A 24,871-nucleotide genomic window follows, 5' to 3' on the forward strand; every position below is an offset into this window, starting at 1 on the left:
TTTTTATGAATTTTATCTTACCAAATGATTTACAAAAATTTAATTTTCCACAAATCGCAAGAAAAGGACTAGATACTTTACAAGTAAATTTAGGTTATAAGTGCAATATGACTTGTCGTCATTGTCATGTAGATGCAGGTCCAAATAGAAAAGAAATGATGTCTCGTAAGAACATCGATCTTATATTACCTGTAATTAAGCATCATAATATTAAGACGCTTGATTTAACTGGTGGTGCTCCTGAATTACATGAAGATTTTCGGTATCTAGTTAAAGAAGCATTTAAAGCCGATATTCATATCATTGATCGATGTAATCTCACTATCTTATATGAAGAAAATCAAGAAGATCTTGCAGAGTTCCTGGCTCAACATAATGTGGAAATAATTGCATCTTTACCATGTTATTCAATAAATAATGTCGATAAGCAAAGAGGAAAAGGCACATTTAATAAGAGTATCGAAGCATTAAAAAAACTTAATTCTCTAGGTTATGGACATCACAACTCTCCGCTTAAGCTTAATCTTGTTTTTAATCCTCAAGGAACTAATTTACCTCCTTCACAATTACAACTAGAACAAGATTATAAAAAAGAACTTTTTGAATTATTCTCTATTTCTTTTAATGAGTTATACACAATAACAAATGTACCAATAAAAAGGTTTGGTTATCAATTAAAGTCAAAAGGTCAATTTACCTCTTACTTGAATTTACTTATAAACAACTTTAATAAAGCAAACTTAGAAAATCTGATGTGCCGAACAACCATTAGTGTAGATTGGCAAGGTTATTTATATGATTGCGATTTCAATCAACAACTTAATATGAACTTAGGTAAAAATACTCAAGCGCATTTAACATCATTAATAAATTTACCAATGGAAAACTACCCTATCTGTGTAGCAGATCATTGCTTTGCTTGTACTGCAGGACAAGGAAGCAGTTGTGGCGGAGCATTATGAGTGAAATTATAAAAGAATTATCTATTATAGTCCCAATACTAAATGAAAAGAACAATTTAAATACTTTAATTGAACATCTTAATTATTGGCAAGATCGCGGCTGTGAAATAATTATTGTTGATGGTGGTAGTCAAGATGGTTCAGTTTCATATTTAAATTCAAAAGGGCTAACCGTAATTTCATCACCAAAAAACAGATCTACCCAAATGAATATAGGAGCATTATATAGCTCTCGTTCTATCTTATTATTTCTTCATGCCGATACTCAACTACCTAAAGATGCTGATGATGTAATAATCGCAGCATTGAAAAATAGAAAAAAAATATGGGGTCGATTTAATATAAAAATTAATAGTAACCTTAAAATACTCCGTCTTGTTTCAGTAATGGTCAATTTTCGTTCTGCTTTAACTGGGATTGCAACAGGGGATCAAGCTATCTTTGTTCGAAGAAGTAGTTTTAATGAAATTGGCCATTTTGTCGAACAACCTTTAATGGAGGATATCGAATTATCTAAAAAACTTTGCCGGATATCTACTCCTATTTGCCTAAAAAAGCACGTAACAACATCAGGCCGAAGGTGGGAAAACAATGGAGTTTGGTACACGATATTTCTGATGTGGAAGCTCCGTCTACTCTATTGGCTAGGCTCATCAGCAAAATCTCTCGCAAAGGAATACAGATGAACGAAACTAAAATTATAATTATGGCTAAAACCCCGGTTGCTGGTATGGCAAAAACACGTTTAATTCCTTCAATAGGAATGGAAAATTCAGGACGTTTAGCCAAGATGTTATTTCAACATACTATAAATGAGGCGATTTCATCAGACATAGGTCCAATTGAATTATGCGTAACACCTAGTCTAAATTCATCTTGTTGGAAACTATTTTCAATTCCACCAACAGTAACATGGAGCCTTCAAAGAGAAGGAAATCTAGGAGATCGTCTAACCTCTGTTTCAAGAAAGGCAACCCGTGATTATTCAGCATACATAATAATTGGGACAGATTGCCCTGCTCTAACACGTGATATTTTACAATCTGCTGCTCATTCATTACACAATTCAGATTCATGTCTAGTTCCAGTCAGTGATGGTGGTTACTCTTTACTTGGATTAACTAAGCATCATGATTCACTTTTTAATAATATTCCCTGGAGTACTAATCAAGTTTACGCACTAACGGAGCAACGAATAAAGGATCTCAACTGGTCAGTAACTAAGCTTAAAGAATTACATGACATTGATATTATTGAGGATCTAAAGTGGCTACCAAAAAGCTGGGGTTTTAACTAATTCTATCAAATAACCATTGCTAAAATACAAAGGGAATTTTATGTTTAATATCCATATTGGTTATTTAACCATTATCTTATCAATTATTGCACTCATTAGTTTATATATCTCATCAAGAGCTAAAACAGTAGAAGGATTTTTTTCAGGTATTAGCTCAAAAGGAAAAGAGCCTAATCTATTAACACTTACATTTTCACAAGTAACCACTTGGATATTTGCTCGTTCATTACTTAATGCAATTAGCTTGGGTTATTTATTTGGAATATCAGGAGTTATTGCATATAGTACTTATTACGGTTCATTCATTACCGGATGGCTGATCATTAATAGCCTTAGAAAACATCATCATGTCTCTAGTATTCAAAGCTTCTTACATCAGCAATTTGGCCGATGGGGTGAACATTGTTATAATGCATTAATATCAATGCGTCTACTGACAGAAGTTTTTGCTAATTTACTTGTTATCGGTATTGTTTTTGGCAGTATTGGATCTTCATCTTATACTTGGTCAATTATAATAGTATCAGCAATAACATTATTTTACTCTATGAATGGTGGTCTAAGAGCCTCCTTAAAAACTGATGTTTTTCAAACGGCTATATTAATAATTTCAATTATCACATTAACGGCAGCCCTTGCTTTCCATCCATTATTTGATGTTCATGCTATTTTAACTAGTAGTCCTAAAATTGATAATCCTGGGTGGATTTTATTTGTTATTGCTCTACTACAAGTACTTAGTTATCCGATGCATGATCCTGTAATGATGGACCGTGGATTTATCGCTAATATAAAAACAACGAAAAAAAGTTTTATATATGCTTTTATTCTATCTACTATATTAATTTTCGCCTTTGGTTTACTTGGTGTATTTGCTAAAATAACATCAGGAATAACCGCTGGAGTATTACCTGCTCTACAAGATTTATTTGGTACACCAATGATGTTTATCATTGCCATCGCACTTACCATTTCAGCCGCTTCAACTATGGATTCAACATTCTCTAGTGCAGCAAAACTTATTGTCGTCGATATAGGAAAAAATAATATTTCCATACTAAAAGGTCGATTAACCATGATGCTTTTTGCTATAGGCGGATTAATACTAGTTTTTTTTGGTAATAATGATCTTTATGATGCTGTTGCTATTAGTGGAACAATTTCACTCACCTTAACTCCTGTTATTATTTTTAATCTTTTTGGTAAAATACGTGTTGCCACTTGGTGTTTTATCACTAATTTTATAGTATCTATAATAGGTGCGGCGATATATTACTTTGAGAAAAATGAATATATAAATTTAATTGAATCAATCTTTGGTGTTACACATAGTTATAGCAAATTGCTAATTATAACTGCATTTATTATATTATTTGGACTTATTATTTTTTCTCTAGGCATTAAAAATGAAAAATTAACGAGGGTAAATTGATGACAGCAGGTAGAATATGTCCTTTAAATTATCGAATTAATTTAAAGGACATAAAAGAATCAACATCAACTTCTTGTGAAACTATCTATATTATTGGTGGCTTATACGGGAACTGGGCAGCACTCAATACGATTTTGCAACGAAAGAGGCAAGAAGAAGCAGAAAATAACTCGACAATCACTTTACTATTTAATGGGGATTTCAATTGGTTAAACTCTACGAGAGAAACATTTAAATCAATTAACCAAGAAGTGTTTAAGCACTTAGCATTAAAAGGAAATGTTGAATGTGAGATAGCCACACCTACACAAGGAGCTGGTTGTGGTTGCGCCTACCCAGACTCTATTTCAGATCAAACGGTAACCCATTCGAATAATATAATAAAAAAATTACAAAAAATCGCAGCTTATAATCAAGAAATAATTGCAAAATTAGCTGAGTTACCAAGCTTTCTCAATGTATCTGTTGGTGAGTTAAAAATCACTGCATTACATGGTGATCCAGATTCTATTGCTGGTTGGGGTTTAGGAATAGATGCAATGCCACCTATCGGACAAAATAGTAAGTGTATATCATCATGGTTCACTCAAACTGAGGCAGATGTTTTTGCTTGTAGTCATACTTGCCTACCATTTATACAAGATTTTGACGATCGCCTAGTCGTTAATAATGGTTCAGCAGGAATGCCAAATTTTAAAACCGAACTATCCGGTATCATTACTCGAATTAGTACCCATAAAACTAACCTCCCTACCCTCTATGGAACTAAATTGAAAGATTGTTATATAGACGCAATAGCAATTGATTGGAACTCAGAATGGGATTATTGGTTTATTCAACATTGGCCCTCAGGATCTCCGGCATCGTCATCTTATTATTCTCGCTTTATTAATGGCCCTGACTTTACAATTGATCAAGCAATCCGATTAAACACAACGAAGGATATTTAATAATTCATGAATAAATTCATCCCATTAAGTAAAAAACACGCTATATTATTTGTTACTAATAATATACCCAATGTATCACTACCATCATTAATGAACGCTGAGGAAATCAGTGATGGAAATCTAAATATAGTTTATCGTATTTCGGATCCTGCAAATAAAAAAAGCTATATAGTAAAACAAGCGCCACCTTATATTAGAATTATGGGTGAAGGCTGGCCTCTTACCCAAGATAGAATAAAAATAGAGTTCAATGCTCTCTGCTATTTTAAAAAATACAGTAAAAAGAATATCGTATCAGTATTACACTTTGATGAAAAATTATCAGCTATCATAATGGAAGATTTATCTAACTTTAAGATTTGGCGCCAAGTTTTGATTGATAATAAATCATTCACATCCAGGGCTCACCATATAGGATCTTGTATGGCTGATATTTATTATCATAGCTCAGATTTTTATTTATCAACTAAAGATAAAGAACAACTAAAAGAAAAATTTAACTCCCCAGCGATGTGTGCAACAACAGCTGAAGTTTTCTTTTCTGATCCATACTATGATTGTGATCGAAATAATATAAACCCAAAAATAATGGATTTAGTAATCACGCTTTGGAATCATGATAAGTTAAGAAAAGAAATCACTTCATTAGAGCATAAATTTAATTACAATACAGAGGTATTATTACATGGAGATATTCATACTGGTTCTATTATGGTGTCAGAAAAAGAATGTAAATTAATAGATTCAGAGTTCGCTTTTTTTGGTCCTATTGGTTTTGATATGGGTTCATTGATTGGGAATTTATTTTTAAGTTATTGCACTAAAATTAACAATTACGATAATTCCCACACTCACTCTCTTACTGAAATAGTTATATTATGGCAAACTTTTAGCCATAATTTTAAGAATAAAGCAATGAACCAATCAAACGAAGCAGTCATAGATTCATTCTTAAATAATGTTTGGAAAGATAGTTTAGGATATGCGGGTACAGAAATGATCCGAAGGACTATCGGCGTAGCTAAAGTCAGTGATTTTGATATAATTAAATCTCCTATCGATTTGGAGTACTCACAACGATTATCTCTTATTATCGGTCAATTTTTAATATTGAATCTTCATAAGATTAAGAATCCTAATGAACTTTTAAATGGCATTAAATCATTAAAAATTTAATACCATTTAGGATTAAAGCTCTTGTAACTAAAGTTATAAGGGCTTATTTATGATACAGCTAATTACACTTTGAAAAATTCCAATTCTTTCTTTTGTGATACAGCTAATTGTGACAATTCTTTAGCTGATTGTTGCGTTTGATTAATCGCCGTCACATTCTGATTCACTAAATCAAATGTATTACTAACATTAAGTCCAATTCTTTCTGTAAGAGTGAATTGTTCTTGAGACGTACTTACTACCAAAGCATTCATTTTTGAAATTGATTGAACTGAATTCTCAATATAACCAAAAGATGATTTAACGTTTTCAGATAGAGCAACTAATTCTTGAATAAGCTCTACATTACTTATCATATTATCGTTTGCTCTTTCAGATTGATCTTGCAATTGAGCAATAATTTCTTGAATACTTTGTGTTGATTCTTGCGTTTTTGAAGCAAGGTTACGAACTTCATCTGCTACAACAGCAAAACCACGGCCATATTCACCAGCACGAGCAGCTTCAATCGCGGCATTTAACGCTAATAAATTAGTTTGATCAGAAATAGAACTAATAACAGCTGTCACTTCACCAATATCCATTGCATTAGTTTTTAACTCCTCAATCATACTGGCTGTTTGTTGTACTGATTCATTAATTTTTTGTGTTAATAAAATCGATTCATCTAACGTTTTATTTCCTTGGGATACACTATCAATTGATTTACTCACTTCTTCTTCAGCGTGAACAGCATTAGAAGTCACCTCTCTTGAGGTTGTCGACAACTCACTGATTGCATGTGAAATTTCTTCGACTTGTGCTAATTCATATTGAGCATTACTTGCCGTATTTTTCATCACAATAGTTAACTGCTCAGATGAAGTAGCTACATGAGTTGATATGTCACTACTATTTCTAATTGCAGCTCCAACTTTTTTGTTCAAAATAATTAAAGAATGATATATGCCTACAGCGTTCGACGAATGATTAAAATCTTGAGATAAATTGCCCTCTGATATTTTTTTAATCATCTCAGATAATTCCCATGGTTCACCACCTAAAGATATTCTAAAACTGCGTTCAATAATAAAACCAATAAGTAAAGACATAGTTAAAGCAAAAACACTAAGTAATAACATTAGCTGTTGAAAACCACCGGCGACATTTCTGGCTTCAAGAGTTAATACTTGATTATGCTCTTCCTGATAGTCAATAAACTCATTAATTACTTTCAACCATTGAATAAAGGCTGGGCGTGCAGAGTCAAGGATGGTATCCGTCATTACAGAGTCTGATTTTTTATCGTTAATAATACGATCAACAAGAGGCAGTGTTTGTTTTTGAATTTTATTAATCTCAGCTAAAATATTTTGTTCTTTTGCTGTAAATACTACACCTTGTGAGTGCATTTGATTCATCTTAGTTTCAGATTGAAGGTAGAATTCTTTTAATTTATTAATTTCTTGTTCTAGTTTATATATCTCTTGCGGCGTTCGTGCTATGGCAATATCTCTAATCGCTATAGCGCGGTCATGAACACTACCTCGGTAATTGATGGCATAACGCTGTTTAACTGAGTTTACATCCGTCATTTCAGTTAATGTATGATCGATAGTATTAACTTTTTGTATTCCTAAAACAGTTAATAACAACATTAAAAATAAGGTTACTCCAAAACCAATAATAAGCCTGGTTCTAATTGTTAATTTTGAAAGACTATCCATAATTTGTTTTCCGTTTAATCATCTATGTTATATAGAAAGATGATTATCTTACTCTATAACTAACAAATTTAATATACAATCTCACTAAAAACAAAGGTGTCACGGTTAAAATACAATTAAGACTATATTAGATATTTGTTTACTTGAGGGTAATAGTTACCCTCAAAATATTTATTTATACCTCATATTTATATGATATTTTTCATTTATACAAAATACACTTCCTGAACGGAGCATAACAAGGCTCTGCTACATTCTTGATTGACGATTCAGCAGCTGAAACATGGAAATGTACGACATATCATGGCAAGTACGGCAGAGACTTTCAGTATTCAAATATTGCTATAGAGACCGCACTGATGATAAAAGGGATATTTTCCCTCCCTGAATACGTTTCAGAGCTTTATTAACTCGATTTTCAAACTAATGGAAGTACCGTTAGCATCCCTTGATCATACTTTATCGCTATTAGGTTATTTGATACACCTAAACGCCCAGCTTACTCGACCAACCTCCAAAGTCCTCTTTTTCATGAAAGAATCTATAAAATTGATCACCTTTAGCTAGCTAAAAGTAATATTTTGATCTTAATCACAACCAAAATAAATAAAGCAATCACATGAAACTAATAAGATTACAAGTGTGACATGAACGTTGTTTCTGCTTTAAATATGTTGATAGCATAATTAAAACAAATAAATAGTTTCACCTGATTGCAACTTAACATTACTAAAGTAGGTTCTTATGAAAAGTGTCATGAGTTTTATTGAAAGTAGACTGATGCCAATCGCAGGTAAAGTCGCACAACAACGTCATTTAGGAGCCATCCGTGATGCGTATATTTCATTTATGCCATTCATCATCGTTGGCTCAATTCTTTTAGTTATCAGTTCTTTTCCTAGTACTGCATACAAAGAATTTATGGCCTCTATGTTTGGTGCCAATTGGGGAAATAACATTGAAATTCCGTTTTCAGTTATCTTCTCAGGGATGTCGATCTTTATTTCATTCTTAGTCGCTTACCGTCTAGCTGAACGTTATAATTTAGACAAAATATCAACAGGTGTTCTCTCTTTATCTGCATTTTTTATATTAACACCTTTTGCTAGTGATCCTGAGCTTGGAACTGTTATCCCTACAGAGTGGCTAGGTTCTCGTGGCCTATTCGTCGCTATGATTGGAGCATTAGTTTGGACTGAAATATTCAAATGGTTTATTGATCGAAAAATCACAATAAAAATGCCTGACGGCGTGCCTCCTGCAGTTGAAAAATCCTTTGCGGCTTTAGTTCCTGCGACCGTAATTATGTGCCTTGCTTTAGCTATTCGACTAAGTTTTGCAACCACTGAGTATGGCACTATCCACCAATTCATTTATGACATGGTCGCAACCCCTATTCGCTCTTTTGGCACCTCTTATTTTGGGGCAATGCTTACCGGTCTGGCTATTACATTATTATGGTCTGTTGGTATTAACAGTGGCTCTATGGTTAACGGGATCATGCGTCCTATATGGGCAGAAAACCAACAAGACAACCTAACCGCTGTTGCAAATGGATTAACTCCCCCACACGTAATTACAGAGCAGTTCTTTGATCTTATTTGGATGGGAGGTGCAGGCGCTACACTATCACTTATGATTGCAGTGTTACTCTTCGCTCGATCTCAACATGTACGCCAAGTGGGTAAGTTAGCCGTTGGTTCATCAATTTTCAACATTAATGAACCCGTTCTTTTTGGTCTACCAATCATTATGAACCCAATCATGTTAATCCCTTTTAATCTTGTTCCTATGATATTAATTACGACACAGTACATTGCAATGTCATCAGGCTTAGTTGCCACAACAACTGGGGTCTTTATTCCTTGGACTTTACCTGCGGTCTTCTCTGGTTTTATTGTAACCGCTAGTATTTCTGGCGCTGTAATGCAGGTAATTAATCTGGCTATTGGTGCCATGATTTACTTACCATTTTTACGAATTATTGATAAACAATACCGTTCTCAAGAAACCCCTATTGTTTCGGACGAACCTACACCTTCTGAAGCTACTTTAGAGAGAGCATAATAATGAATGAATCTAAATGGGGAATCATTGCAACTTGGCGTATGGCCTTTGATGGGATCAGTGAAGGGGCGACCCGTCTGAAAGAAAACAAAACATCACAAGAAGCGGTAATTCAAGCAGTAAAAATGGTTGAAGATTATCCTTTTTATAAAAGTGTGGGTTATGGTGGTTTGCCTAATGAAAATGGGGTTGTTGAATTAGACGCTGCTTTTATGAATGGGACAACAATGGCTATTGGTGCTGTTGCTAGTATACAAAATGTAGCCAATCCAATACTCGTTGCTGAAGCATTAAGTAATGAACGATTCAACAGTTTTATGGTTGGCTCAGGTGCCGAAAGTTGGGCGTTATCTCATGGCTTTGAAGAAAAAGACATGCTAACAGAACGCGCAAAACAACATTACGCTAAACGCTGCCAAGAAACCTTAGACCGAGGATTATCCCCTTACACTGGGCATGATACGGTTGGTGTCGCTGCGGTTGATCTTAATAGTGAAATATCAGTAGCAACCTCAACCAGTGGTTTATTTATGAAACGTGCTGGTCGTGTTGGTGATTCTCCAATTTCAGGCTCTGGATTCTATGCAGATAGTGATATTGGCGCCGCAACCGCAACAGGGCTAGGCGAAGACTTAATGAAAGGTTGCGTCAGCTATGAAATAGTTCGACGTATGGGCGGCGGAATGACACCACAAGAAGCTGCTGAAAGTACCGTTAATGATTTAGAAAGAAAACTAAAAAAACGTTATGGCCGCTCTGGTGACCTTTCTGTTGTTTGTATTAACAAGGAAGGTGAATTTGGAGCTGCCACCAATATTGATGGCTTCTCGTTCTCTGTCGCTACTTACAAACAACAACCGACGATATATACCTGTGCTCGTAATGGTGAGCACACAGAACATAGTATTGCTAGCCAAGAATGGTTAGATGCTTATCAAGCACGAATTACTGCACCTATTGTATAATTTTGGAGTTTAAAATGAAAAAGATCCTACTTATTTGTGATATGGGTATGTCTACTAGCCTAGTTGTTAAACGCATGCTTGAGCACGCAGAAAAAGAAAACATTGATGTTGAAATTGAAGCAAAAGGCTCTCAAGATTTTAGCTCTGCAGCAACTGAATTTGATTGTTTTCTTATAGCACCTCAAATTGCTTATAAAATAAATGACTTCACCAATATTGCCAACGAACATAATAAGCCTATCGCTCTCATCAACATGATGGATTACGGTATGACAAAAGGCGATAAGATCCTCGCTCAAGCATTAGATATGATGAACCAAGGCTAAAATGATGAACAGTGAAGAGTACGAAGAAAAAATAATGATGCTTCTTGTTAATGCGGGATCTGCTCGTAGCCAATTAATGGAAGCAATGAGAGCTGCTCGTCAGAAAAATTTTGAGCAGTCTGACCGTCATATTGAAGGCGCACAAGCGGCATTAAAAGAAGCACATTCAATTCAAACTAGACTTATTGAATTTGATGAAGGAGAAGGAAAACTTCCCGTTCATATTGTAATGGTTCACGCGCAAGACCATCTTATGAACGCCGTTTTATTGATGGACATGGCAACAGAGATTATCTATTTGCATAAAGAACGAATAATTTCAGAATAGAGATAATTTATAGGGGGAGAATAACTCCCCTATTTTTTCAATAAGTTGATGCAATATAAGCGTGCGGGGTTAAATTTCTAAATCTCTTTCTTATAACTCTTTTATTCAAAATATCTTCATATTCTAAAATTGTCGCGCCAAGACCTAACCTCCTATCAAATAACTCCCCTGCTAATAAATCAGGCATCATTTGGTCAAAATTGGTATCACTATTTAGCTCTAAACCCGTATGTATTTCAAACTCATCTAAGATTAATGCCGAGATATCTTGGGCAATTTGGTTTGATGATGAGCTTATTGATTCAATCTTATAAGGAAGTGCATTAGTTAAAAATCTAGCTATTTTCTGTTTCGCTAGTCCATCATCTTTTTTAATTAAAGCAAAACTAATATGGCTACTGAACTTTTCAACAAAAATCAATAAAACGCTTTGAGCGGCTATTATTTCAGGGATAGTAAAAGCGTCAATAATTATTGTGTTTTTATTTCCTTCTACTTTAGGTTTAGTCAAACGCCCTACTTTATGAGCACTTAAACAGCGATTTAAGCTTGATCTTGAAACGCCTTTATTAATCAATAATCGAGTTACTTCAAGTAATTCATCCAATGAAAGGTAAAGTCGTTTTCTAAGATAAAGAATAAAAACTTCTTGTTCAGGGGTTAAGGTTTTATGAATTACTTTAGGTCTATGTGATTTGTCATGAAAACAATCACGGTTACGCCACTTTTTGACGGTATCAATGGATATACTCAATTCATTTGCTAATTCAGAATCAGTTTTATCCGAAGACTGAATATACTTTCGTGTTCGCGGTGTAGTACTGGCATTTGAATGTAATTTAAGTTCCATATCCATATTCTCGGATTGGTTAAGTTACTACAAACTTAAATTAAAAACTCAATAATATCAAGGGTTACTAGTCATTAACATATGTATTGTTACATGTTCTTTTATTAATTTTAAATATGGAATCTATTCTAAGAAATTCACTTATAGAAAGAGAGTAAATATTAAGAGTTAAAAGAGTTAATAATCTAATTATAAAAACAAAAAACTCACGATAGAGGCTATCGTGAGTTTTATCTAAAATTATTTTATTTACAGTGCTTTAATCAATTCAGCAATACTATCCCAATCGCCCTTATCCATTAAATCAGTTGGGACCATCCAAGTACCACCACAAGCAACGACCGATTTAATCGCTAAGTAATCATTTACGTTACTTGGACTTACACCGCCCGTTGGCATAAAGCTTACAGGATAAACCGCCGTCAATGCCTTTAACATTGAGATACCACCAGATGGCTCAGCCGGGAAAAACTTGAGTGTTTTTAATCCCATCTCCATTGCTTGCTCTACTAAACTTGGGTTATTAACCCCAGGAATAATTGGCATGTTACGCTGTTGACAGTATTTCACTGTAGTTGGATTGAATCCAGGGCTTACAACAAAATCTACACCAGCATCAATAGCTTGATCAACTTGCGCTGCTGTTAGTACCGTGCCCGCACCAATCAGCATATCTGGGTAAGCTTCACGCATTAAACGAATCGATTCAACAGCCGCTTCTGTTCTGAATGTTACCTCTGCGCAAGGAAGGCCATTTTCCATTAATACTTTTGCTAATGGTAACGCCTGATCTGCACTATTAATTGCAATTACAGGGACAATTTTTATTTCTTTTAATCGTTGTTCAATAGTTTTCATTTTTTAACCTTATAAAATAACGCTTAGCGCAGCTACAATCACAAATGCGATTGTTCCTAATAATGTTTCCATTACTGTCCATGTTTTAAGTGTTGTTTTCTCATCCATATCAAGTAAACGAGAAACCAGCCAGAAGCCTGAATCATTGAAATGAGACAATACCGTTGCGCCGCCAGCAATTGCGATAACAATGAAGCATAAATCAAATTGACTTAATCCCACTGTTTGAGCAACTATTGGGGCAATAAGTGCCGCCGTTGTTGTAAGTGCAACTGTTGCTGAACCTTGTGCAACACGTAGACAGGTAGATATTAAAAACGCAGCAACAATGATTGGCATGCCTGTGTCAGATAAAACACCCGCAAGCGCCTCACCAATACCACTTGCACGTAAAACCCCACCAAACATACCACCAGCACCAGTTACTAAGATAACAGCACAGATTGGAGCTAAAGAGTCACCACATAATTTCTCTAATTGCTTCATTCCGTAATCTTTAGCAAATACAGCTAAACAGGTAAGTAGAGTAATCAGAAGTGCTACTGGTGTCTTACCTAGCATGCGTAAAAATTCAACAACTGGAGTTTTGCCCTCAATAACACCTGCAACCGTTAATGTGTTTAACCCTGTATCCATAAAGATAAGTAATACTGGCATTACAAGGATCGCAAGCACCGTACCGAACTTAGGTAATTTATCTTCATCGATAATAACATCAGTGCCAAATATCCCTTTTGACATTGGGATGTTGAATTTTTTACCTGCATACAAGCCAAATAAATACGCACCAAAGTACCATGTTGGAATTGCAACAAGAATACCTACCATCAGTAGTAAACCTAGATCAGCACCTAGTAACTCAGAGGCAGCAACAGGTCCTGGATGAGGAGGAACAAAGGCATGCATTACCGCAAATGCACCAGCAGAAGGTAAGGCATATTTTATTGGAGAATCATCAAAACGTTTTGCGACACTAAAAATGATTGGCATCATTACAATCAGACCGGCATCAAAAAATATTGGAAAGCCAAACAGTAAAGAAGCGACACCTAATGCTAATGGTGCTTTATTTTCCCCAAAGCGATTGATTAATGTATCGGCGAGCACTTTCGCCCCACCCGTCACTTCTAATATTTTACCAATCATTGCCCCTAAACCAACGAGTAGAGCAACTGATGCAAGCGTTCCGCCAAAACCGGACATCATTGTAGGTACTACATTGTCTACTGAAACACCTGCAGCTAAAGCCGTGCCTAAACTCACTAATGTTAATGCCGCAAAAGCGTGGATTCTTAACTTCATTATTAATATTAACAAAGCAACAATTGAACATGCAGCTAGTGTTAATAAGTAAACCGGATCATTACTTTGACTAATTAATTCCATTTTATTCACCTAAATATTATCTATTTTATTGGTTGTTTTTAGTTTACAGCCCCAAAGGTTACGGGTAACATGTTACCCGTAACTTAAATAAGTTAAAGTCAAATTTGTCAGTATCTATCAAAAATGAGAGCTCGCTCAAATTACTAAACAGGAGTCAGGTATGAGTGGTAATAGCATTATCGTTATGGGTGTATGTGCTAGTGGTAAAACCACTATTGGCGAAAAGATAGCACAACGCCTTGGTGCAAAATTTATTGATGGGGATGATCTTCATCCTAAAGCCAACATTCTAAAAATGTCACGTGGTGAGCCACTTAATGACGATGATCGTAAGCCTTGGCTAGAACGTATTCGCGATGCAGCATTCAGCCTAGAAAGTAAGAATGAGCAAGGTATTATTGTGTGCTCTGCATTAAAGAAAAGTTACCGAGATCAGATCCGTGATGGCAATAAAAATGTGACCTTTCTTTTTCTTGATGGCAGCTTTGATCTAATTATGAATCGTATGGCTGCACGTAAAGGTCACTTTATGAAATCAAACATGGTTGAGAGTCAATTCAATACATTAGAGCGCCCAGATAATGAAGGCCAAGTCGCTGTTGTTGATATTGATACTGACATTGATGCCGTAGTTAGCAACTCTATCACTGCATTACATGCGCTAACAACACGCAACAATATAAAGGTAACCGCATGATTAATAATACAATCATTTCCGTAACTCAACGAATTATAGAGCGAAGTAAGCCTCTTCGTTCTGCTTTTATGGCAAAGATAGAAGCACAAAAACTTAGTGGAAAAGGCAAAGCATCACTTTCTTGCGGTAATTTAGCACACGCAGTGGCGGCCTCTTGCTCTACTGAAAAAGAAAATATTTTAAATTTAACTCGTGTAAATCTGGCTATTATTACTGCTTACAACGACATGCTAAGTGCTCATCAGGTTTACAAGAACTACCCAGACAAGATAAAACAAGCTCTAGCAAATTACGGACATACTGCACAAATTGCAGGTGGTGTACCCGCTATGTGTGATGGCGTCACACAGGGACAAGCAGGCATGGACATGTCTCTTTTCTCACGAGATTTAATTGCTCAAGCAACCGCCTTCTCACTTAGTCATAATATGTTCGATGGTACTTTATTACTTGGTATCTGCGATAAAATTGCTCCCGGACAACTGATGGGCGCACTAACTTACGCACACCTTCCTACCGCCTTTATTCCTGCAGGCCCTATGTCTACAGGTGTGACTAACGATGAAAAAGTCGATGTTCGTCAAAAATACGCAGCAGGGAAAGTTGATCGTAATGCATTATTAGACATGGAGTGTGGCTCTTATCATTCTTCTGGAACGTGTACCTTTTATGGCACAGCCAATACGAACCAATTAGTATTTGAAGCCATGGGCTTAATGCTGCCTGGTTCTGCTTTTGTTCCCCCTCATACAGAACTTCGTGATGCCTTAACTGAACATGCGACGATTCGAATTGCCTCTATGACGGCAGATTCATCAAATTACCGCCCTCTTTGTGACGTTGTAACTGAGAAAAGTGTCGTGAATGGTGTAGTGGCGTTACTTGCTTCTGGTGGTAGTACTAATCACACTATTCACCTTGTTGCGATGGCACGAGCAGCTGGTATTCATCTTGCGTGGGAAGACTTTAGTGATTTATCTGATGTGGTTCCATTATTAGTCAATGTTTACCCTAACGGATCTGCTGATATCAATGAGTTTGAGCAAGCAGGTGGCGTTCCAATGCTAATGAAACGCTTGAATGAACTTGGACTATTAAACACTGATGCCTTACCTGCTTTCGGAGATTTTACCGATTGTATGAAACGCCCAGCATTAGTGAATGGTATACTTGAATGGCACAATTGTGGTGAAACGACCGACCCTGAAGTAATCGCCCCATCAGGCCATGTTTTTCAATCGTCTGGCGGTATTAAAGTATTATCTGGCAATCTTGGACAAGCTGTCATTAAAGTGTCCGCTGTTTCTGAGCAGCATCGAATTATCGAAGCTCCTGCTAAAGTATTCCACTGCCAACATGACGTAGAAGCTGCCTATAAACGTGGTGAGTTAAATAAAGATTGCGTTGTTGTTGTTCGCTTCAATGGCCCTGCGGCTAATGGGATGCCAGAACTTCATAAGCTGATGCCAATTTTAGGGAACATTCAAAAATTAGGCTATCAAGTTGCATTAGTTACAGATGGTCGTTTATCCGGAGCTTCGGGTAAAATACCTGCCGCAATCCATGTTTCACCGGAGGCCTTGCGTGGTGGTGCTATTGGGTTAATTCAGGAAGGAGATATTATTCGATTAGATGCGACAACTGGCACCGTCGAGAACCTTTCAGATACGATACACAGCAGTTCTGTAACACTAGATACAGAGCAGAGCCAACAAACATGGGGCCGTGATATTTTTAAAGTATTCAGAGATAACGTCTCAAGTGCAGATCAAGGCGCATCATTCTTATATAATTAACTCCGAGTTTTAGCAATAACTTGGAATATATAGTTAAGGGGGAGCTATTTAATAATAACTCCCCCTTTAACCTTTGTACTATAAACTCTCACCAAGTGTTAATGAGAACCCCATATCTACAAGACTATTTTTCTGTCTCTTTCCTGCTAATGTATCTAACAGTAATTCTGCACTTTTCTTTCCAATCTCAAAACGTGGTGTATCAACACTGACTAGCTTTGGAGAAATAGCTTGGCCTATATCTAAGGCGTTATAACCAACAATACTAATCTGCTCAGGCACTGATATACCTTTATTAGCGCACTCCATCATCGCTCCAATTGCAATATCATCATTAGTACAGAAAATACCGTCAAGCTCAGAATTTTGTTTAAGGCCTTCGAGGAGTAACTCACCACCTAAGGTAAAACTTGAATGTTCGTCAGTCAAAATATGTTGAGGCGTTAAACCTGCTTCTAACATTGCTTTATTATACCCCTCCATTCGTAGCTTGGTTCGAGTATCTAATCGAGCACCGAAATACATAATATGACGCTTTCCACTCGCTATCATTTTATTGATCACATGATAAGCCGCTTCCATATGATTTAGCCCTACAGCCATATCAATCGGTTGTTCTGGTAGTTCCATAGTTTCGACAACAGGCACCCCTGCAGATCTCAACATTTGGCGTGTTTTTTCAGTGTGTTTTGTTTCGGTAAGAATTAAGCCATCTACCTGATAAGAAAGTAAAAATGCGATTTGTTCCTCTTCCTCTAATTCATTGTAATTACAATGTGCAATAAGCGTGTGGTAGCCACGCTGTTTTGTTACTTGCTCAATACCTTGAACTAAATTGGCAAAAACTTGGTTAGATAGAGATGGGAGAAGAATGCCAATTGCTTTACTGGAAGATTTAGATAACATTGCGGGCGCTCGATTTTGAATATAACCAAGCTCATTAATTATGTCAGATATTTTTTCACGAGTCTTTTCTGCAACCGAATTAGGATCACGGATAAATCTAGACACTGTCATTTTTGTTACGCCAACGCGATCAGCAATATCTTGCAATGTCGGTCGTGTTTTTCGTTGTGTATGTAAGTTGCTCATAAAAATCTCAATCAATGTTACTTGTAACAAGTAAAGCAGTTGTACTTCTTGATTTCAATATTTTAATTATTATTTTTTAATCACTTATTTACTTAATGAACCTGAGTTCAGGGTGAAAATAGATAGAAAATAAAAGCTAGTTCTTCGATCAGAGTTTTCGCCCAAGAAGAAAAGTATCGCGAAAGGGAACCAATGTATATTGAATTTATTGATTCTACCAGTATTAAGGTTTACCATAATTTACGTATCCCAAGACACCAAATTTTAAAGGAGCCGATCCACACATATTATTTGGCTTTCAAATTAGCAAAAACACAAAAAGCCTGCACCTTTCGATGCGAGCTTTATATTCTATTCATGTCCTTCTAAAAAAGCTCTTAATTCATCTTCATTAATAATTACTAAACCTTGATCACTTTTTTCAATAAGATTTTTATCTACTAGGCTTTTAACCGCTCTTCGATATACTCTTTCTGATGTTCCAAATCGCTCTGCTTCTTGGAGTACTTTATCAAAACTCCCTAATGCCGCAGTTATACCACTTTTCTGCATTAATAGGTCATACCCAATATTATACGCAATAGGATGTAACAAACGGTTGGTATAAATATCCATTGAGTCTTGATAATCTTCTGCTAATGCTGCCGCAAAAAAGAACATCATCTCTGGCTGTTTATATAAGGCTTTAGTTAATGCTTTTAAGCAAATAGTATCTACTTGCAAATACTCATCCGCTGCGACTGTCCACTGACAAGGCGTTTGAGTGAAAAACTCCATTTCGCCAAAAATATGATAATCACAATTAGCCTCACCAAGCTGAAATCGTCGCCCATTAATAGCCAAAATACTCATAGACACACGACCGCCAGGAACAATATAAATGTAGTCTAGCGCCTCTCCTTGACGAAGAATTTCAGTACCTACATCAACATAACCCGTACTTACTTGGCATTGATAAAGCAGCTCTTTAAATTTATTACTTTTACTGGCTAAAAATGAGTAAAAGCGACCAGAAGAATAAGGACTGATTTTCATAATGAACTCATCGAGAAACAATGGCTGCAACGTTAATTAGATCCAACCATAAATACAACTCTTTCTAGCCTTTTGCCCATAAGTTGTGCTTTAGATCGCTTTAATTCACTAAAGCACAATTTTAATTACTCTATGCTCCTTGCTTACATAGAGTTTCTAATGCGGTAATGGCGGCTAACCTTTCACCGTTCATCATTGCTTCATTATCATTCACATATTGATTTACGCCCTCTTTAACATCTTGTTGGTAAAGAACGACATTATTAAGAATAGAAGCAACCTGTAATCCACGAAGTCTCCCTACAGTGAATAGTGCTGATGTTTCCATATCGGCACCTAGGATACCTTTCTTATTCCAGTACTGGCAGAGTTGCTCTTCTTCATCGGTATAAAAGCTATCGTGAGATCGAACTACGCCAAAGTAGTGCTTTACAGATTGATTTTCTAAAAAATGGCTTATTTCTTTTAATAAAGCAAAGCTCGCATAAGCTGGATAAGCAGAGCTAATATAAGCTTTAGATCCTCCTTCATCACGCACTGCACCTTCAGCAACAATCAATTCTCCTAACTGGATATGATCTTGCATTGCACCAGCAGAACCCACTCGTATAACGTGTGTAGCACCGCATAGTTTCAGCTCTTCAACAGCAATGATCATGGATGGTGCGCCAATTCCTGTACTACAAATCGTTATCGTTGTGCCTTTATACACACCATTAAACACTCGATATTCTCGGTTTTCAGCAAGTAGCTCTACGTTATCCATCAATTCAACGATTCGATTTACTCGATCTGGTTCTCCACACACAATGACATAAGGGGCAACTTGATTTTCATTAACACAAATATGTGGTTGTTTACTCATGCGATTGCCTTTTCTACTTTTTTATCATTACTATTTTCTTTTGCTGTACGAGCCCACTCACGAGCACCATTAGCGGCAATAAACATAAGAATTGAGTATTGAACAGACATAGCAAAAACACCTTGAGTTGCATAAATACCAATACTAATGATGTTAATGACTATCCAGAGCATCCAGTTTTCAACATATTTACGAGTCATTAGAATCTGAGCGACGATAGATAAAACGGTCATAGTCGAATCCCAAAACGGAAATGCATCAGGCGCTAATACTGGTTTAGCTAGCTCAGCACCAAATAGATTCATTCCATCAACAGCGATGGTTGCTAAACTAAAGAAAAATGGATCGATGTAGATAGTTAGTAAAGTTATAGCAACAATACTCACTCCTGATATAGCAAGAAGTTTAGATTGACTTAACCAACGAACTTCAAGTGTTTCTCCACTAGAGTTAGGTTTTGTCCATGCATACCAGCCATAAATGTTGGCACAGAAAAAGAAGAGCTGAAGTAATAACAGACCATAAAGTTGTATTTGAAAGAAAATGACAGCGAATAATGTGACATTCAGTAAACCAAAAACGTAATTAATGGTTTTTTCTTGGCTTGCAAACCAAATACACAATAAACCAAAAATAGTACCAAAGCCCTCTACCCAACTCATGGCATACCCACCACCAATTGGAATATTGACTAGCGTATTATTTATATCTAATAGAGAAAATAGGTCCATGTTTTTTATCCTTTATTATTATCAGTGCCAGAATCATAAAACAGGATCATATAGAATGAAGAGGACATTTGTCCCCTCACAATAGAGCGTTATCTGATTTTTATATACTAGCCCTTAAATATACCAACTTGAACGCATTCAAATTTCAGCAAAATCTCAAATACAGCCTATCGATGAAATTAAACCATCAATTGTTTGGACTGTTTGATGTGCTGCTTTTGGATAATCAACATAACCACTCAGCTATTACAGAGTTGCTCTATAGTCTAAAGTAACGAGATTCAAAGGAGGTAATAGATAGATAGATAGATAGATAGATAAGAGCAGTCGCTTCAACGAGAAAAGAAAATAAATTATCTGCTGGTTAGGATTATGTATACGTCCAAAAGGAGGGAAATTGTAGCAACTTAAATATAGTGACCCTGTAACCGAATTGAGACAGGGAAAGATTATATATACTTCGAGTAATTACGATAGAATAAGCAGCATAAAACTGCTCTTCATTAGATTAAGCTTCTACCGGGGTTAAATTATTTAACCCCAATTACACATACTTCTTGTGAATAAAGCCATTAATTACACTTTAAAAAATTCCAGTTCTTCTTTTTGTTTTACAGCTAATTGCGACAATTCTTTAGTTGATTGCTGCGTTTGATTCATCGTTAGCACATTTTGGTTAACTAAATTAACTGTATTGCTAACATTCAGTCCAATCCTTTCAGTAAGAGTGAATTGTTCTTGAGAAGTAGTTATTACACTTTAAAAAATTCCAGTTCTTCTTTTTGTTTTACAGCTAATTGCGACAATTCTTTAGTTGATTGCTGCGTTTGATTCATCGTTAGCACATTTTGGTTAACTAAATTAACTGTATTGCTAACATTCAGTCCAATCCTTTCAGTAAGAGTGAATTGTTCTTGAGAAGTAGTTGCTACCAAAGCATTCATTTGGGAAATTGATTGAACTGAATTCTCAATATAGCCAAAAGATGATTTTACGTTTTCAGATAGAACAACTAATTCTTGAATAAGTTCTACATTGCTTATCATATTATCATTAGCTCTTTCAGATTGAGCTTGCAATTGAGTAATAATTTCTTGAATGCTCTGTGTCGATTCTTGAGTTTTAGAAGCAAGGTTACGAACTTCATCTGCTACAACAGCAAAACCACGACCTGATTCACCCGCTCGTGCTGCTTCAATTGCTGCATTTAACGCTAATAGATTCGTTTGGTCTGCAATATTTCTTATCAAAACTAAAACAGATGCAATTTGTTCGCTATCTTTTTGAAGAAGATCAGCGATACTATTGCACTCTTCGAGACTTAAACTTGTATTATTAATTGCTTTTTTTGTTCCCTGAATTACATCTTTTGTTTCAATACATTGCTGTGATGATTCTTGTGTTAACCCAGCCGATTGATTAATATTACTAGCAACTTCCATTGCTGCGCATTGAAGTTCGTTTATCGCAGTTACTAACTGACTCATATTATCAAATTGTGTAATCATAAAATTTTTATTATCAGATAAAGAACCTCCGATTTTATCAACACCAATCTTATTATTATCTACAGAGTTACTAGTTAAAGTTAAAACTTCCGTTATTTTAATTCTAAACTCTTTCAAATTTAGCATAATAGAACCTATTTCATCATTTTTAAATTTATTAGATTCTATAAAATAACATAGCTCACTAGTTCTAATGTCTAGACTTACAAATCTCTTTATTGCATCATTAATGAGTTTAATTCTTGAATTAATATCTTTCATCATTCTCATCGTAAACAAAATAGTAATAATTAAAGTAACCAAGAAAAAGATAGATATGTATTTTATATTATCATTTAGATTTTTTTCATTACTTTCCATGTAATCTGAAACATAGCCATTATTAATAAGTGTTAGTTCATCAGTTAGCTTTAGTATATCAACTATAAGAGACAAGCTATGCTCATAATCAACCATGTCAAATGTTAAGGTTTCATTGTATTTTGATATTGTGATTTTCAACTTATCAAAAGCTTTCGCATCAGCTTCATTAGCATGAAACTGAGAATATGTATTAAGCTCTTTAACTAATTCCTCATTAAAATTTTCACGATTTTTTTTAGCACTCTCTATATTAATATTGCTGAATATAAGAATGTCACTCTTTCTTATTTAATTAATTAGACCATTTATTCTATTAATACTATTAAGCGATCCAATAATTTGTTCTTGTAAAAAGTTTTCTTTCTCTTTAATCTCAATAGTAGTTATGTTGAAGATTAAAATAGATGAGGTAGATATTATGATTATTATGCTTATCATTATATTAAAAAACATTTTTAATGTTATTTTATTCATTTATACTTATATCCTAAAAAGACTAACTTGGTTTTAATTAACAGCATTTGTTTTATGCTTTTGTTTTATTTTTTACAAATAATCTTAAGATTTAAATCTATATACATGATAAATAAGCAGACTTAATTTCTATGTTCATAATCCTGAGCAAGAATTAGTTATATACTATTAACCTACTTATTCCATAAAATATTGACCTAGACTCAACATGCCTAAAACTAAAGTAAAAACTTGGTTTTTCATTCTTAATAAAGAATGATACAAACTTATAATATTAATCAATAATAAATTTGTTTGAAATTTAAAATAGTGTTTTCATAATTAGAATCGTAAACTTCTAACATTGTATCAATATCTTTTATTTCACTATTAATTTCATCCTTTCCTTCAGAAATAATCATTTTAAATATTTTCTTTTCAATTTCTTCTAAAACAGTGGTTCTTCTTAAAGATACTGCCATTTTTTCAACACTGTATCTATTTTTAATTATACATTCTAATGCCAATGGATATGAATGATAATAACCTTGAATTATTGCATTGTTATCAAATAACTTAATCAAGTTAAGTTGTGTTTTTCTTTCTATCCCTTCATATACAATATTATTAACACCAAGAGTTTTTATTTTTTCAGATAAAAAAACAAGATGCTTATAACTATAAAAATCATTATCTATATTGGATACAATCGACTTATCTATTTTAACCTCATTAAAATCAATTTGAGTTAGTAGTTTAACACTAGAGAAACCTTTGCCAAAATCATCTAAAGAAACATTAAATCCGTTACATTGTAATATTCCAATATTTTTCTTAAGCTTATCTAAATTTTCAACATTATAATGTTCAGTTAATTCAAATGTAATATCAAACCCTCTAAATAAAGCTATTGCATTACGAATAAAATTCGTATCAGTTAAACTAAAGTAAGATACATTTATAGATACAGGATAGATTAAATTAGCATTAATCATATCTGAATAAGTCATTTCCAATACTTTACAATCAAGTTTTATAGGTGATTTGTAACTTTTGACAAATTCTTCTACATTCGAACAATTATAAGGCCTTAACAATACCTCTAATGATACAAGCTTATTATTTCTTGTTTTAGGTTGATATGCCAATTTTGCTTCAGTTAATTTCATTAATTTTCCATAATTAAAATTTAATTACGTTAATATACCATTACACGTTTTTATATAATTCTTTGGAGACACACCAAATTCAGCTTCAAAATATAAATTGAAAAGTTCTACTGACTGATATCCACAAGAGAATGATATTTCATCTAAAGGTATTGTTCTTTTCTGTATAAGAAACAGAGCTTTATTCATTCTAACCTGTCTTACTATTTTTTTGAATTGTGTTCCCGATTTCTTCAAACGACGAATAAGAGTTGCTTTACTTATACTTAAAACCAAACATATATTTTCTATTTTATGTTCTTTAGGATCCATTTTATCTAAGATTTCATATATTTTTTCATTAAAACTTACCTCATTAGGTCGGAATAACATTTCAAGATAATCATAGTCTAATAGTAACAAATATAAACCATCTAGCCACATACTCCTCGTTTTTATATTATTTAAAACAGAATCAGCTTGGTGCAAACATTCTATAGTCATTTTTAATTGATGATCTAATTTCACACTCCTATATTTACTTAACTCAAACTTATTTTTCCGAACTGTTTCTACATTTGGTTTTCTAATAAAAGTTATTTGTTTTGAAATAAAAAAACCATTTTCTGTGAAATTCTCAAAACTTATATTGCTATTGCCACTTAAAAATATAGCATCATCTTTTCTTAGAGTATATTTATAACCATCCACTGATATATTTTTTACGCCACAGACAATCCAGATTATACATGGATTATTAATTACAACATTTTTAAGTTTTTGTACATTATTCCCTTCATAGGTAGAGGCTTTAAACAATTTCCAATCCTAATTTCAGTTCTTTTTCCTTTTTATTTTTATTTTTAAACTTACTTTAAAT

Annotated in this window: 22 protein-coding genes and 3 pseudogenes; 13 read left to right on the plus strand and 12 right to left on the minus strand. The window is 34.5% G+C overall.

The annotated features are described in order from the left end of the window. Positions 1-5 precede the first annotated feature (5 nt). Genes arsS through mtnK form a run of 6 tightly spaced genes read left to right on the plus strand, consistent with a single transcriptional unit; the run spans position 6 to position 5,817 of the window. Positions 6-962: an arsenosugar biosynthesis radical SAM (seleno)protein ArsS gene (arsS, locus tag PVK71_RS18925; RefSeq protein ID WP_274420748.1), complete on the plus strand. Its 957-nt coding sequence runs from the start codon at positions 6-8 to the stop codon at positions 960-962. Beyond that, the gene (locus tag PVK71_RS18930) at positions 959-1,648 is read left to right on the plus strand and encodes a TIGR04283 family arsenosugar biosynthesis glycosyltransferase (protein ID WP_274420747.1); all 690 of its coding nucleotides are present in this window, start codon (positions 959-961) and stop codon (positions 1,646-1,648) included. Before arsS ends, PVK71_RS18930 begins: the two co-directional genes overlap by 4 nt. Then, a complete protein-coding gene (locus PVK71_RS18935) occupies positions 1,645-2,259 on the plus strand; it encodes a TIGR04282 family arsenosugar biosynthesis glycosyltransferase (protein ID WP_274420746.1) in 615 nt (204 codons plus the stop codon). Before PVK71_RS18930 ends, PVK71_RS18935 begins: the two co-directional genes overlap by 4 nt. A 40-nt stretch (positions 2,260-2,299) precedes the next feature. Continuing rightward, positions 2,300-3,691 carry a sodium:solute symporter family transporter gene (locus PVK71_RS18940; protein WP_274420745.1) on the plus strand — a complete coding sequence of 464 codons (1,392 nt, stop codon included), beginning with the start codon at positions 2,300-2,302 and terminating at the stop codon, positions 3,689-3,691. After that, positions 3,691-4,641 carry a metallophosphoesterase family protein gene (locus PVK71_RS18945; RefSeq protein ID WP_274420744.1) on the plus strand — a complete coding sequence of 317 codons (951 nt, stop codon included), beginning with the start codon at positions 3,691-3,693 and terminating at the stop codon, positions 4,639-4,641. Before PVK71_RS18940 ends, PVK71_RS18945 begins: the two co-directional genes overlap by 1 nt. 6 nt (positions 4,642-4,647) lie before the next feature. Then, positions 4,648-5,817 carry an S-methyl-5-thioribose kinase gene (gene mtnK, locus PVK71_RS18950; protein WP_274420742.1) on the plus strand — a complete coding sequence of 390 codons (1,170 nt, stop codon included), beginning with the start codon at positions 4,648-4,650 and terminating at the stop codon, positions 5,815-5,817. Positions 5,818-5,879: 62 nt separating this feature from the next. Here the strand turns inward: mtnK and PVK71_RS18955 are convergent, their stop codons facing one another. Beyond that, positions 5,880-7,526 carry a methyl-accepting chemotaxis protein gene (locus PVK71_RS18955; protein WP_274420758.1) on the minus strand — a complete coding sequence of 549 codons (1,647 nt, stop codon included), beginning with the start codon at positions 7,524-7,526 and terminating at the stop codon, positions 5,880-5,882. Positions 7,527-7,762: 236 nt separating this feature from the next. Here PVK71_RS18955 and PVK71_RS18960 point away from each other — a divergent pair. The 5 genes and pseudogenes from PVK71_RS18960 to PVK71_RS18980 form a co-directional block, all read left to right on the plus strand. Further along, positions 7,763-7,982, plus strand: a pseudogene (locus PVK71_RS18960) (transposase); the annotation flags it as partial. Positions 7,983-8,267: 285 nt separating this feature from the next. Next, positions 8,268-9,590, plus strand: coding sequence for a PTS cellobiose transporter subunit IIC (gene celB / locus PVK71_RS18965; RefSeq protein ID WP_274420740.1), 1,323 nt, complete (start codon positions 8,268-8,270; stop codon positions 9,588-9,590). A 2-nt stretch (positions 9,591-9,592) separates the two neighbouring features. After that, positions 9,593-10,555, plus strand: a complete 963-nt coding sequence (locus PVK71_RS18970; RefSeq protein ID WP_274420739.1) for a N(4)-(beta-N-acetylglucosaminyl)-L-asparaginase — start codon at positions 9,593-9,595, stop codon at positions 10,553-10,555. 14 nt (positions 10,556-10,569) lie between these two features. Beyond that, positions 10,570-10,881, plus strand: coding sequence for a PTS sugar transporter subunit IIB (locus tag PVK71_RS18975; protein ID WP_274420738.1), 312 nt, complete (start codon positions 10,570-10,572; stop codon positions 10,879-10,881). Between the two features lies 1 nt (position 10,882). Further along, on the plus strand, positions 10,883-11,209 hold the full coding sequence (locus PVK71_RS18980) for a PTS lactose/cellobiose transporter subunit IIA (RefSeq protein WP_274420737.1): 327 nt from the start codon (positions 10,883-10,885) through the stop codon (positions 11,207-11,209). Positions 11,210-11,246: 37 nt separating this feature from the next. Here the strand turns inward: PVK71_RS18980 and PVK71_RS18985 are convergent, their stop codons facing one another. From PVK71_RS18985 to PVK71_RS18995, 3 genes are all read right to left on the minus strand, one after another. Beyond that, positions 11,247-12,059 (minus strand): hypothetical protein, encoded by an 813-nt coding sequence (locus PVK71_RS18985; protein ID WP_274420735.1) that lies wholly within the window; start codon positions 12,057-12,059, stop codon positions 11,247-11,249. A gap of 249 nt (positions 12,060-12,308) precedes the next feature. Then, on the minus strand, positions 12,309-12,917 hold the full coding sequence (locus PVK71_RS18990) for a bifunctional 4-hydroxy-2-oxoglutarate aldolase/2-dehydro-3-deoxy-phosphogluconate aldolase (RefSeq protein ID WP_122034886.1): 609 nt from the start codon (positions 12,915-12,917) through the stop codon (positions 12,309-12,311). 9 nt (positions 12,918-12,926) lie between these two features. Next, a complete protein-coding gene (locus tag PVK71_RS18995; protein ID WP_274420732.1) occupies positions 12,927-14,303 on the minus strand; it encodes a GntP family permease in 1,377 nt (458 codons plus the stop codon). A 160-nt stretch (positions 14,304-14,463) separates the two neighbouring features. On the opposite strand from PVK71_RS18995, the gene PVK71_RS19000 reads away from it, so the two are divergent. Together PVK71_RS19000 and edd are read left to right on the plus strand one after the other, a co-directional pair. Next, complete coding sequence (locus PVK71_RS19000) at positions 14,464-15,000, plus strand: gluconokinase (protein ID WP_274420730.1); 537 nt, start codon at positions 14,464-14,466, stop codon at positions 14,998-15,000. Next, positions 14,997-16,796, plus strand: a complete 1,800-nt coding sequence (edd, locus tag PVK71_RS19005; RefSeq protein ID WP_274420728.1) for a phosphogluconate dehydratase — start codon at positions 14,997-14,999, stop codon at positions 16,794-16,796. The genes PVK71_RS19000 and edd overlap by 4 nt, the downstream gene beginning before the upstream one ends. A 78-nt stretch (positions 16,797-16,874) precedes the next feature. Here the strand turns inward: edd and PVK71_RS19010 are convergent, their stop codons facing one another. The 8 genes and pseudogenes from PVK71_RS19010 to PVK71_RS19040 all read right to left on the minus strand — a co-directional run bounded on the left by PVK71_RS19010 (position 16,875) and on the right by PVK71_RS19040 (position 24,810). Continuing rightward, positions 16,875-17,888, minus strand: coding sequence for a LacI family DNA-binding transcriptional regulator (locus PVK71_RS19010; RefSeq protein ID WP_274420726.1), 1,014 nt, complete (start codon positions 17,886-17,888; stop codon positions 16,875-16,877). A 351-nt stretch (positions 17,889-18,239) separates the two neighbouring features. Further along, positions 18,240-18,923: a Crp/Fnr family transcriptional regulator gene (locus tag PVK71_RS19015; protein WP_274420724.1), complete on the minus strand. Its 684-nt coding sequence runs from the start codon at positions 18,921-18,923 to the stop codon at positions 18,240-18,242. A gap of 130 nt (positions 18,924-19,053) precedes the next feature. Further along, the gene (locus PVK71_RS19020; protein ID WP_274420722.1) at positions 19,054-19,788 is read right to left on the minus strand and encodes a nucleoside phosphorylase; all 735 of its coding nucleotides are present in this window, start codon (positions 19,786-19,788) and stop codon (positions 19,054-19,056) included. Continuing rightward, positions 19,785-20,519 carry a nicotinamide riboside transporter PnuC gene (pnuC, locus tag PVK71_RS19025; protein WP_274420720.1) on the minus strand — a complete coding sequence of 245 codons (735 nt, stop codon included), beginning with the start codon at positions 20,517-20,519 and terminating at the stop codon, positions 19,785-19,787. Before pnuC ends, PVK71_RS19020 begins: the two co-directional genes overlap by 4 nt. Before the next feature lie 576 nt (positions 20,520-21,095). Continuing rightward, positions 21,096-21,275: pseudogene (locus tag PVK71_RS20555) on the minus strand (methyl-accepting chemotaxis protein); the annotation flags it as partial. Continuing rightward, positions 21,272-21,988, minus strand: a pseudogene (locus tag PVK71_RS20560) (methyl-accepting chemotaxis protein); the annotation flags it as partial. The pseudogenes PVK71_RS20560 and PVK71_RS20555, both read right to left, overlap by 4 nt. Before the next feature lie 1,154 nt (positions 21,989-23,142). Next, entirely contained in the window at positions 23,143-24,012 is an 870-nt protein-coding gene (locus PVK71_RS19035) for an EAL domain-containing protein (protein ID WP_274420718.1), read from the minus strand. Positions 24,013-24,036: 24 nt separating this feature from the next. Further along, the gene (locus PVK71_RS19040; RefSeq protein WP_274420717.1) at positions 24,037-24,810 is read right to left on the minus strand and encodes a helix-turn-helix transcriptional regulator; all 774 of its coding nucleotides are present in this window, start codon (positions 24,808-24,810) and stop codon (positions 24,037-24,039) included. Positions 24,811-24,871: the final 61 nt, after the last annotated feature.

It is taken from the genome of Aliivibrio sp. S4MY1, assembly GCF_028765545.1.
Taxonomy (GTDB): Bacteria; Pseudomonadota; Gammaproteobacteria; order Enterobacterales; family Vibrionaceae; genus Aliivibrio.

Bases quoted from the DNA above. Each gene is read 5' to 3' on its own strand.
- PVK71_RS18935 (WP_274420746.1), top strand. From the start codon at position 1,645: ATGAACGAAACTAAAATTATAATTATGGCTAAAACCCCGGTTGCTGGT.
- PVK71_RS18940 (WP_274420745.1), top strand. From the start codon at position 2,300: ATGTTTAATATCCATATTGGTTATTTAACCATTATCTTATCAATTATT.
- celB (WP_274420740.1), top strand. From the start codon at position 8,268: ATGAAAAGTGTCATGAGTTTTATTGAAAGTAGACTGATGCCAATCGCA.
- PVK71_RS18945 (WP_274420744.1), top strand. From the start codon at position 3,691: ATGACAGCAGGTAGAATATGTCCTTTAAATTATCGAATTAATTTAAAG.
- PVK71_RS19000 (WP_274420730.1), top strand. From the start codon at position 14,464: ATGAGTGGTAATAGCATTATCGTTATGGGTGTATGTGCTAGTGGTAAA.
- PVK71_RS18995 (WP_274420732.1), bottom strand. From the start codon at position 14,303: ATGGAATTAATTAGTCAAAGTAATGATCCGGTTTACTTATTAACACTA.
- pnuC (WP_274420720.1), bottom strand. From the start codon at position 20,519: ATGGACCTATTTTCTCTATTAGATATAAATAATACGCTAGTCAATATT.
- PVK71_RS19035 (WP_274420718.1), bottom strand. From the start codon at position 24,012: ATGAAATTAACTGAAGCAAAATTGGCATATCAACCTAAAACAAGAAAT.
- PVK71_RS19010 (WP_274420726.1), bottom strand. From the start codon at position 17,888: ATGAGCAACTTACATACACAACGAAAAACACGACCGACATTGCAAGAT.
- PVK71_RS19020 (WP_274420722.1), bottom strand. From the start codon at position 19,788: ATGAGTAAACAACCACATATTTGTGTTAATGAAAATCAAGTTGCCCCT.
- PVK71_RS18970 (WP_274420739.1), top strand. From the start codon at position 9,593: ATGAATGAATCTAAATGGGGAATCATTGCAACTTGGCGTATGGCCTTT.
- PVK71_RS19015 (WP_274420724.1), bottom strand. From the start codon at position 18,923: ATGAAAATCAGTCCTTATTCTTCTGGTCGCTTTTACTCATTTTTAGCC.
- PVK71_RS18930 (WP_274420747.1), top strand. From the start codon at position 959: ATGAGTGAAATTATAAAAGAATTATCTATTATAGTCCCAATACTAAAT.
- PVK71_RS18990 (WP_122034886.1), bottom strand. From the start codon at position 12,917: ATGAAAACTATTGAACAACGATTAAAAGAAATAAAAATTGTCCCTGTA.
- PVK71_RS18980 (WP_274420737.1), top strand. From the start codon at position 10,883: ATGATGAACAGTGAAGAGTACGAAGAAAAAATAATGATGCTTCTTGTT.
- arsS (WP_274420748.1), top strand. From the start codon at position 6: ATGAATTTTATCTTACCAAATGATTTACAAAAATTTAATTTTCCACAA.
- PVK71_RS18975 (WP_274420738.1), top strand. From the start codon at position 10,570: ATGAAAAAGATCCTACTTATTTGTGATATGGGTATGTCTACTAGCCTA.
- edd (WP_274420728.1), top strand. From the start codon at position 14,997: ATGATTAATAATACAATCATTTCCGTAACTCAACGAATTATAGAGCGA.
- PVK71_RS18985 (WP_274420735.1), bottom strand. From the start codon at position 12,059: ATGGAACTTAAATTACATTCAAATGCCAGTACTACACCGCGAACACGA.
- mtnK (WP_274420742.1), top strand. From the start codon at position 4,648: ATGAATAAATTCATCCCATTAAGTAAAAAACACGCTATATTATTTGTT.